Here is a 9713-nt window from a genome sequence, read left to right as displayed (position 1 = left end):
CATTCAACAGGCTGCCATGCCCACGTAGTCCGTCAGCCGCTTCTCGTCGACGACGAGGAAACCGCTCCGGTCGAGCTTCACCAGACCGACCGCACCGAAGGTCTTGAGGAAGAACCCGACCCGGGAGCGGGTCGTCCCCACCATTCCGGACAGCTCCTCCTGGGTGAGCCGCTCGGTGATGCACAGTCCCTGCGGATGCCGCCTGCCGAACTTCCGGCCGAGTTGCAGCAGTACCGCGGCCAGGCGCTGCTTGCTGTCCATGGTGGCGAACCCGAGGATCACCTGCTGCTGCTCGACCATCTGGTTGACCAGGTAGCGGATGAACGCCTCCAGCAGGTGCTCCTCGCCCAGGGCGGTGAGGAACCTCTCGGCCGGTACTCTGCGCAGCACCGTGTCCTTCATCGCGCTTGCCGTCGCCCGCTGTTCCGGGTCGAGAAGACAGCTCTCCCCGAAGATCTCGTCGGGGCCGTGCACGGACAGCAGGCAGACCTTTCCGTCCGGGGAGAACATCATCTGGTTCACCCGGCCGCTCTCCACGAAGTACACGTGGGAGTCGACCTGCCCGCTGTTGTAGATGTTGCAGCGACGTCTGACCGTGATCGGCGTCGCGCCGATACACTCACGGCGACAGATCGCGCCTATCCGGTCGGTGAGACACTTGTGCTCCGCCACGTTCAGTGCCATTGATCCCCCGTACTTCCGGTCCCGTTGACAGCAGAACTCAGACCGCAGAAGTCCACTGCTGCGGCGTCATGGCGGTGTCCACCAGGCTGCCCGGCAGGAACATCCGCGCCCAGGTGCCGCCGCCCTTCTCGGGTGCGATCAGCTCACGGAAGTACAGGTCTCTGACGTCCTCGTTGCGTACGTGCATCTCCAGCAGCCGGAAGTACGCGTCCATCGACCGCATGTGGATCAGCCAGTGCAGGTGGTCGGCGGGCCCGAAGGCACCCTCGTACACGAACACCGACACGTCCTCGCCGACATGGGTGTTGATCGACTCGGCGACCTGGCGGGCGAACTGCCGCCCCTCCGAACGCAGGTCGTAGTCGAGCACGCCGGTGCGGTGGATCAGCACACCGCAGTTGGCGGAGTTGAGCAGCCGGTCGACCGGGATCGAGGTCTGCTGGTAGGCGGGGGGCAGGCCGGTGATGCGCTCGGTCCCCTGGAACACGGCGCTCTGCTTCTCCAGATCGGCGTCCGTGCTGGTGTTGTACATGCCCCAGAACTGCGGCAGCATGACCCGGTCCTTGACGCTGCCGGGCACGAACAGCCGGCTCCACGGCTCGGGACCGGTCGCGGCGGTCTGCATGATCTGCTCGTACTCGCCCATCGAGCGCAGGTGCACCATCCAGTGCAGCCGCCCCTGGACACCGAACACCTCGTCGTAGACGAACGCGGTCGCCGTCCCCGGATTCCCCTTGTTGACTGCCTCGGTGAGCTGGCGCGCGAACAGATGCGCCTCGGTGGCGAGCCCGGCGGCGATCACCGCCGTGCGTTCGACGACGACGCCCGCGTTGGCGGACTGCAGCACGTCACCGTCCGCGGCCGCCGCCTGGTGCAGTGCGGTGCGGCCTGTCGGGTCCTGGCTCTGGGGTGCTAGCGACACGGTGCTCACTCCATTCCGTACATCGTTGCCTTGAGGACAGACCTGGCAGGAACCGACCCGGTGCGATCGTCACCACGTAACGGGAAGCCGGTGGACGCCGTAGACGAACATGTCTCCACGGAAGGGCACCTCCTCGATCGGCGTGGCCACTTTCAGGCCGGGCAGCCTTCGGAACAAGGTGTTGAGCGCGATCTCCAGTTGGGCCCGTGCCAGCAGCTGGCCCGGGCACTGGTGCGGACCGAAACCGAAGCCGAGGTGCTCGCGTGCCCCCCGGCGCATGTCCCACCGGTCCGGGTCGGGGAACACCGACTCGTCACGGTTCGCGGACGCCAGGACCACGAGGACTCCCTCGCCCGCCCTGATCAGCCGGCCCCCGACGGTGACGTCCTCGGTGGCCACGCGGCGGGCGCCGTAGTCGGTGACGGTCTGGTGGCGCACGAACTCCTCGATCGCTCCGTCCATCAGGGAGGGGTCCGCCCTCAGTTCGGCGAGCTGCTCCGGATGCTGCAGCAGCACGAGCGCGCTGACGCCGATCTGACTGGCCACGGTCTCGTAGCCGGCGACCATCAGGAGCGTGGCGATGCCGATGACCTCCTCGCGGCTGACACCGGCCCCTTCGCGGCGCTCCAGAATCCGGCTGAGGAGGTCCCCGGTGGGACGGGCCTCCTTGCTGCTGACGAGTTCTTCCAGGAAGGACCTGAGTCTGGTCCGTACCGCCATGCGCTCGGTGGTGCTGATGTTCTGATCGCCGATCATGTTGGTGGTCTCGTAGAAGAACTCCCTGTGTTCATCCGGCACACCGAGCAGTTCCGTGATGATCACGAAGGGCAGCGGCAGGGCGAACGACTCGATCAGATCGGCCGGCGAGCCCTTCTCGGTCATCTCGTCGAGCAGCCGGTCGACGACCCGCTGGATCGTCGGGCGCAGCTCCTGGACCCGCCTGAGCTTGAACTCCGGAACCAGCAGCCCGCGCAGCCTGGTCTGGTCCGGCGGGTCCATCCTGATGAACGTCCCCGGCCCGGGCGGCCGGGAGGTCAGCCGGGCGGGGAACCCGGGCCGGGTGAAGTCCGAGCTGAACCGGGTGTCGCGCAGCACGGTGCAGGCGTCCTCGTACTTGGTGATCAGCCAGACCATGCTGCCGTCGAAGTCCAGCCGGACCTTGGAGATCGACGGCCGGCGACGCAGTTCCGCGAGCCCCGGCGCGGGATCGAAGGGGCAGGTGCGTTCCATCGGGTAGGAATCCGGCACAGCCGCGTCACCTCTTCCAGAAATCCGGGACAGAGCGCAGCCTGGCCTGGCCGGAAATCCGCCACCACTCAAGATTGAGCATTTCGCTCGAAGACCGAAAACGTGCTCAATTCTGTTCAGCGGCGGGCCCCTGCGGCTGCCTAGCCTTGCGGCATGCGTATTGAGGTGGACCACGAGAGCTGCATCGGGGCGGGTCGCTGCGCATGGGCGGCGCCGGAGGTGTTCGACCAGGACGAGGACGGCTTCGTGGTACTCCTCGAAGCCGGCCCGCCCGAGGAGCTGGCGGACCGGGTGTACGAGGCGGTCACGATGTGCCCGGCCCAGGCCATCGTCCTGGACGAGGAGGACGCTCAGTCGTCCGCGAGCCAGTCGTAGCCCCGGTGGTAGCCCTTGGTGCCGGTGAAGACCAGCATCGGCTCCCCGCCCCGCGCCCGGCGGGCGAGCGGAGCGTAGCGGCCGACGTCCGTCGCACGGTCGGCCACGGGCGTCAGACACCGGATGTTCTCGGTGAGGAGCGCCTCGTACTGGGCGAAGGTCAGTTCCGTCCGCTCGCGCAGCCGGGCCCCGATCCGCAGTCCGGCGAGTTCGGCCGCCGCGCCCGGCGCGATGACCCCGCTGAAGAACTCGGAGGCGCAGCCGGAGCCGTACGAGAACAGCCCGACCCGCGCGCCCGCGGTGTCCGCCGCCCGGTCGATGAGGCTGCACAGGGCCAGGTAGACGGAGGCCGAGCAGAGGTTGCCCACCTGCCGCGGATAGTGGAGGGAGGGGACCACCCGGCGTTCGAAGTCCTCGGCGATCTCCCGTGCGGCGGCGTCGGTGTGATCGCGCATCAGCTTGCGGTGGGCGGCCCGGACCATGCCCGCGAACGGGGTGTGCATCGCCAGGTGGTCGAACGTCTTGCGCAGGTCCACCGCCTCCACCTTGGCGGCGTAGTCCCGGTAGGAGTTGGCCAGGCAGTCGAGGTAGGTGAACAGGGAGCGGTCCGAGTCGGCGATGTCGAACTCCGGGCCGGGGCGCGCCGAGTCGAGCGTCTCATAGCCGTAGGTGCCGAACGCGCCGAGGTCCAGCCGGAGGATCCGCGGGTCGCCGCCGATCAGCAGGGCCGCGGCGCCCGCGCCCGTGGCGGGTTCCGCGTACTGGGCGCGGCCGTCGACCAGCGCCACGTCGCTGCCGATGACGAGTGCCTTGTCGCCGGGTGAGGCGGCCGAGGCGAGATAGCCCGCGCACAGCTGGAGCGCGGCGGTGGCGGCGTAGCACGCCTGTTTGACCTCGACCATCCGGCAGTTGCGGCTCAGTCCCAGGTACTTGTGCACGTACGACGTCACGGACTTGCTGTAGTCGACGCCCGACTCCGTGGACACGATCAGCAGGCTGATCCGCGCCCTGCTCTCGTCGTCGAGCCGCCGGACGAGGGGGGCCGCGGCGTTGACCGCGTTGGTCACCGGGTCCTCGATCGGCAGGTTCACCGCGCGTTCGTCCATCATCAGATTGCCGAGCCGCCCGGTGTCCAGCCCCCGGCCCTCGAACAGGACCGGCACACGGATCCGGGCGGGGCCGCAGTAGACGTTCATCGCCTCGATGCCGATCACTGCCTCACCCTCCAGAGAAAGTCGACGAGCGCGCCGATGTCCGGGATGTCGCTGAACGCCGCCATCGGCTGGTCGAGGCCGAGCCGGTCGAGCAGGGAGATGATGATCTCCACGCGGTCCACCGAGTCTGCGCCCAGGTCCCGCAGATGCGCCGCGGCCGTGATTTGGGCGGGCTCCACTGACGGCAGGATGTCGTTGATCGACTCGTGCACGAGCCGCTCGATCTCGTCCCTGGTCACCGTGCTCCCCCCGCCAGGACGTGCAGGGTGCTGACCGCGATGGTCTGCCCCGTGCCGGTGTTCTCCAGGACCACGGTCACGATCTCGTCCCGCGGCTCGTCCGGTCTGGCCCAGCCGGTGACCTCGATGGCCAGCTCGGTCTCCGGGTCGGCGTTGCCGAGGTAGCACATCCGCTGGTCCAGCACGGTCCGGCGCATGAACTCCCCGACGCCTCGGCCCAGGCGCCGCCAGTGGCGCAGCAACGCCCAGTCGGCGATGGAGAAGTAGGCGGCGAAGTACAGCAGCCCGACACCGTTGATGTCGCGGGTCACGTCGACCGCGTACCTCAGCCGGGTCGCCCCCGTCGGCACCCGCCCCGGGGGCGCGCCGTCGAGGAAGGTCCGGTGGGTCCTGGCGTTCTCGTAGGCGGCGCGCGGCGAGTGGACCGCCGGCAGCCGGGGCAGGCCGGCGTGGCGGAAGTCGGGGGGCGAGGCGCGTACGAGGTCCTCGTTGCTGCCGGAACGGCCGCGGCTGATCCAGCGGTTGAAGTTCTCGACGTACAGGCAGTCCTCGTCCTCGCCCGTGTAGAACTCCTCCGGGTCGAGCGGGCCGTCCACGGGGGCGGTGCCGTTCTCCCTGCGCACGGTGTGCAGTGCCAGCACCGACTCGCTCCCGAAGTCGAACAGGCCGGACGTCACCCGGAGGCGGTCGCCGAAGGCCAGCGCGCCGATGTGGAAGCGGCGGCCGGCCCGGATCCGGAAGTAGTAGAACGACAGATAGGCCGGCTCGCCCCGGCGGTTGCGTGCGGCGAACACATCGACCTCGCACAGCGCGCTCACCGTCTCCCAGGTCCAGTCGCCCAGTTGCCCGACGAACAGGCCGGGGCCGCACATGCCCGGCGTGACGGTCACCGTCCGGCTCATGGTGCTGCGGTCCAGGACGTGTGGTGGCGTCCAGCCCGGCGGCGGTGCCGTCCGCGTCTCATCCTTCATCCGCGCCACCTCCCCGCCCGACGACGGTGAGGAATCCGGACAGGACCGCGTTCAGGGACTTCGCGCAGGTCACGGTCGGGAAGTGGCCGGCGTCGCGGATCTCGTGGAAGCGGGAGCCCGGGATCGCCGCGTGCAGCCGGCGCCCGGTCGCGACGGGGACGACCGTGTCCCAGCGTCCGTGCACGATCTGGACCGGCACCCGGATCTCCGCGAGCCGCGGCCCGAGGTCGGGCCTGGCGGCGAACACGTCGAGATAGCGCAGCCCGCAGTAGGGGTCCATGCTCTCGCAGCGCAGCAGGAGGCTCCGGTGCCGCTCGCGTTCGCGGCGCAGCCGGCGGGAGCCGCTGCCCTGGGCCGCGTACGACAGGTCCCGCTCGGCGACCGCGTCGAGACGGTTGATCTCGCCCTCCCGGTTGCCGAGGGTGTCGGAACTGCCGATCAGGGTCAGGGACGCGGTGTCCGCGGGGTGTTCGAGGGCGAAGGTGAGGGCGGTCAGACCGCCGAACGACGCCCCGGCGACATGCACCGGCCCCTCGGCCCCCAGTCGGCGCGCCGCCGCCCGGCCTGTGCGGGCCATGGTCGCGAGGCTCAGTTCGCCGCCCGCCGTGGACGCCCCGACGCCCGGGTGGTGGACACACAGGACGGTGTACCGGTCGGCGAACGCGGCGAACTGTTCCGCGAACACCCCGGCACCGATGTTGAACGGCGGCATCAGCAGCAGCACGGGTCCCGAGCCCGCGGTGAACACCTCGACGTCGGCGTCGCCGATCCGCAGCAGCTCGCGCCGGACGTCCGGCCGCCGTTCACGGAGCACTGCCCCGTTGTCGTCGCCCGGCGCGTACCCCTCCTCCAGTTCCCGCTGGATGTCCTCGGGCACATCGCGGCGGGGGTGGAACCCGGCGCCGCCGTCCACCGCCATCAGGTCCGGCACCTCCCGGGCTCCGGCCAGCGCGGCCAGCGCGTCGGCCGCCGCGCCGAGCCGTTCGGAGGGCAGCCCCGGCGGCACCGCGAACCGTACGAGGCGGTCGGCGCCGTCGTCCGTGACCGGGCCCGCCCGGACGCCCGCCTCCTGGTAGATCCAGGCGAGCGCGGAGACGACCCGGTGGTCGTGGCCGGAGAACGGGGGCAGCTTCCCCAGGTCGAGGACGACCTGGTGGCGGGGGCCGGGGCGGACGACCGGCAGACCGGCCTCGGCCAGCCGCTGCCCGAGACGGCGCACCGCGGCGGTGCGCTCCGCGACGCGCACGGCGGAGGTCTCCAGGTCCGCCAGCGCCGCGCGGGCCGTCCGGCGCGCGCCCAGGCTCAGGCCCTCGCCGTACAGCAGCACCTGCTCCTCGATCCCGGCCGCCAGCCGGTCGTCGCGGGTCGCGAGCAGGGCGCCGTACGGGACGCCGTGCTCCGCCGTCAGGTCCAGCAGCACAAGGTCGGCGGGCGCGAGGGCCGCGGTGACGGCCTTCCGCACGTCGCCGGTGCCCGCAGCTGCCGCATGCTCCAGCACCCGGGTGGCGTCCAGCACCGGCACGGTGCCCGGGGAGTCCGCGGCGGCCCCCTCCGCTCCGGCCGGCCGGCCACCGGAGGCGGGACGGACCAGGAGGTACGGCTCGGTCCCCCGCGCCGGCAGGCAGCGGCCCAGCGCGGCCAGGGCGGCGGAACGGGAGGCGAACAGCGTGAGGTGCGGCTGCGGGATCCAGTCCGGGACCGGCTCCGCGGGGGCGGTCCCGGCGAGCGCGGCGAGCTCCGTCATCCGGCGCGCGGGCGCGCCGTCCCCGGGGTACCACCAGGTCTCGGCGGACAGGTCGAGGCCGGGGCAGCCGGCGGGGAGGAGAGCGGTGTTGAAGTGGTGGGCGGTGAGGACCGCGAGACGGTCCGCCGGGGTGTCCGGCACCCGGGCCGCCGCGGTGCCCGGCGGCGGGGCCTCCGGGGCGTCCGGTACGGGACCGGCCGCCGGGGCCTCCGGGCCGTCCGGTACGGGACCCGCCGCCGGGGCCGGTGTCCGCCGGGGCTCCGGGGCCGGGGCCGGGGCCACGGCGGGGGCGAAGCGGGGGTCGGCGATCATGAGGATCACCTCCGAGACCGATGTGCGGTCCTCGTCGGCCGGACGGCACAGGTAGACGGGGATGTTGACCGGCCGGAACTTGTTCTTGAACCGGAAGTTGCCCTCGCCGAAGATCCCGGCCGAGTGCAGTTCCGCCAGTCCCCTCTCGACCTCGGGCTCGCTCGTCGGCGAATCGGCGATGCTCACCCCGAAGCTCGCCCCGAAGCTGAAGGTGTCGCACCCCTCGGCGACCAGCTGCTCGATGATGCGTACGATCGCCAGGTCGAGGCCGCCCAGCGGCATGTCGGGCGGGTAGAACTCCAGGTCCAGCAGATAGCCGTTGGCGGCGGGCAGATCGGTGACGATCACGACGTTGAGCAGTTCGTCGTCGAGGTAGGTCAGGAAGGGCCGGTAGCGCGCGGCCAGTCGTCCGGCGCGGATCTCCTCCTTGACCACCGACACATACGGATTGGTCATCTGCTTGCCGCCGGCCCACGCGTCGATCATGGACGCGATCCGCTCGTCGGTGGCCGGGTCGCTGCCGCTGCGGTACTCGGCCGTGCGCCACGTCCCCAGCCGTTCGGCTCGCCGGACCAGATAGCGCAGCCTCGACATGGACCCGCCCGCGAGGCTGAACGAGCCCAGGTCCTCCAGCCGTTGCACGGCGCCGAACGGAGTCGCCGTCAGCGGAACGCCGCCGGCCTCCGCCAGCGGGATCAGGGCGAGGAAGTTCGCCTTGAGGCCGTTGCTGCGCGCGTAGGCCACGTACTCGCCGGCGAGGGCCGCGAAGTCCTCGTCACGTCCGACATAACTCCAGGCGAGGAGGTTGCCGTTCCGCTCCGAGAAGTTGAAGTAGGCCGACCGGCCGGAGCCGAGGAACGCCAGCGGCGCGATGTCGCGTCCGGCGAGGCCGCTCTCCATCGCGTGTCGCGCGTGCAGGTCGTCCAGGACGGCGCCCAGTTCGGGCCGGGCGCCGAGGTCGCGTTTGACGAGGACTGCCGGCTCGCCGTCCGCGGCCGGGCCGGCCGGGGCCGGCAGCCGCCGCGCCCCGTCGTTCGCGGGGGCGTCCTCCGTCGCACCGAGCGCATGCAGGCCGTGCCGGTCGGCCAGGTGCGCGGCCAGCGCGTCGACCGTCGCCCGGTCGAAGAGCAGTGTCTTGGGCAGCGATCCCAGCCGCTGCTCCAGCCTGCTGATCATCCGGAGCATGTCGAACGAGGTCAGCCCGTTGTCGGCGAATCCGGTGTCCCGGTCGAAGGGCCGCCCGGTGATCTCGGCGGCCAGCGCGGCCAGTTCCCCCGCGAGGTCCGGGCCCGGCCCGCCCACGGCCGCGACGACCGACGGCTCCGCCTCCGCCACCCCACCGGCCTCCCCAGCCCCACCGGCCTCCTCAACGCGCCCGGCCCCACCGGCCCCCACGACACTCCCGGCCCCGCCGAAGCCACCGGCCCCGCCCGCCTCCGCGACACTCCCGGCCCCGCCGACGCTCCCAGGCCCACCGGCCACCGCAGCCCCACCGGCCTCCGCGACATTCCCGGCCCCGCCGACGCTCCCAGGCCCCACCGCAGCCCCACCGGCCCCCACGACACTCCCGGCCCCGCCGAAGCCACCGGCCCCGCCCGCATCCTCGGCTCCCCCGGCCAGGCCGAAGCCCCCGGCTCCGGCGGTCCGGGCCGCGACCGCCTCGCCGAACAGCTTCGCCAGCAAGGTCACGGTGTCGTGGTCGTACGCCTCGGCCGCCTGCAGTTCGACCCCCAGGTCCTGGCTGAGGGACCTGACCAGTTCCATCCGCAGGATGGAGTCGACCCCGAGGTCGTCGAACGGCACGCCATCGGCGATGTCCTGGGCGGGCACACCGATCACCTCGGCGAGCCGGTCACGGACCAGGGTGGTCAGTTCCGTCGGCATCATCGGCCACCTCCACGTCCCGACGCTAACGAGCGTGATCCGGGCCGCCTGCCCAAATCTGAGCAGAGCGGGCGCCCCGGTGGTCGCTTACATGGACGGTCGCACCGCCCACTCACAGGG

Annotated in this window: 8 protein-coding genes; 1 reads left to right on the top strand and 7 read right to left on the bottom strand. The window is 71.5% G+C overall.

The window, feature by feature from the left end; genetic code table 11:
• Positions 1-3: 3 nt before the first annotated feature.
• The 3 genes from ACZ79I_RS32035 to ACZ79I_RS32025 all read right to left on the bottom strand — a co-directional run bounded on the left by ACZ79I_RS32035 (position 4) and on the right by ACZ79I_RS32025 (position 2854).
• On the bottom strand, positions 4-684 hold the full coding sequence (locus tag ACZ79I_RS32035) for a Crp/Fnr family transcriptional regulator (RefSeq protein WP_471501990.1): 681 nt from the start codon (positions 682-684) through the stop codon (positions 4-6).
• Positions 685-721: 37 nt separating this feature from the next.
• The gene (locus ACZ79I_RS32030) at positions 722-1606 is read right to left on the bottom strand and encodes a DUF6039 family protein (RefSeq protein ID WP_471501988.1); all 885 of its coding nucleotides are present in this window, start codon (positions 1604-1606) and stop codon (positions 722-724) included.
• 69 nt (positions 1607-1675) lie between these two features.
• Positions 1676-2854 carry a cytochrome P450 gene (locus ACZ79I_RS32025; RefSeq protein ID WP_471501986.1) on the bottom strand — a complete coding sequence of 393 codons (1179 nt, stop codon included), beginning with the start codon at positions 2852-2854 and terminating at the stop codon, positions 1676-1678.
• A gap of 153 nt (positions 2855-3007) precedes the next feature.
• On the opposite strand from ACZ79I_RS32025, the gene ACZ79I_RS32020 reads away from it, so the two are divergent.
• Positions 3008-3229: a ferredoxin gene (locus ACZ79I_RS32020; RefSeq protein WP_471501984.1), complete on the top strand. Its 222-nt coding sequence runs from the start codon at positions 3008-3010 to the stop codon at positions 3227-3229.
• Here ACZ79I_RS32020 and ACZ79I_RS32015 read toward each other — a convergent pair.
• The 4 genes from ACZ79I_RS32015 to ACZ79I_RS32000 are packed head-to-tail and all read right to left on the bottom strand — an operon-like array spanning position 3205 to position 9596.
• Positions 3205-4443 (bottom strand): hydroxymethylglutaryl-CoA synthase family protein, encoded by a 1239-nt coding sequence (locus ACZ79I_RS32015; protein ID WP_471501982.1) that lies wholly within the window; start codon positions 4441-4443, stop codon positions 3205-3207. The two genes, ACZ79I_RS32020 and ACZ79I_RS32015, sit on opposite strands and share 25 nt — an antisense overlap.
• Positions 4440-4682, bottom strand: a complete 243-nt coding sequence (locus tag ACZ79I_RS32010) for a phosphopantetheine-binding protein (protein ID WP_471501980.1) — start codon at positions 4680-4682, stop codon at positions 4440-4442. Before ACZ79I_RS32010 ends, ACZ79I_RS32015 begins: the two co-directional genes overlap by 4 nt.
• The gene (locus ACZ79I_RS32005; protein ID WP_471501978.1) at positions 4679-5653 is read right to left on the bottom strand and encodes an LnmK family bifunctional acyltransferase/decarboxylase; all 975 of its coding nucleotides are present in this window, start codon (positions 5651-5653) and stop codon (positions 4679-4681) included. Before ACZ79I_RS32005 ends, ACZ79I_RS32010 begins: the two co-directional genes overlap by 4 nt.
• Complete coding sequence (locus ACZ79I_RS32000; RefSeq protein ID WP_471501976.1) at positions 5643-9596, bottom strand: alpha/beta fold hydrolase; 3954 nt, start codon at positions 9594-9596, stop codon at positions 5643-5645. The genes ACZ79I_RS32005 and ACZ79I_RS32000 overlap by 11 nt, the downstream gene beginning before the upstream one ends.
• Between the last annotated feature and the right edge of the window lie 117 nt (positions 9597-9713).

The sequence above is a fragment of the Streptomyces sp. PSU-S4-23 genome, assembly GCF_055632315.1.
The sequence above is the reverse complement of the archived record's forward strand: the minus strand, read 5'-3'. Positions and strand labels throughout refer to the sequence as shown.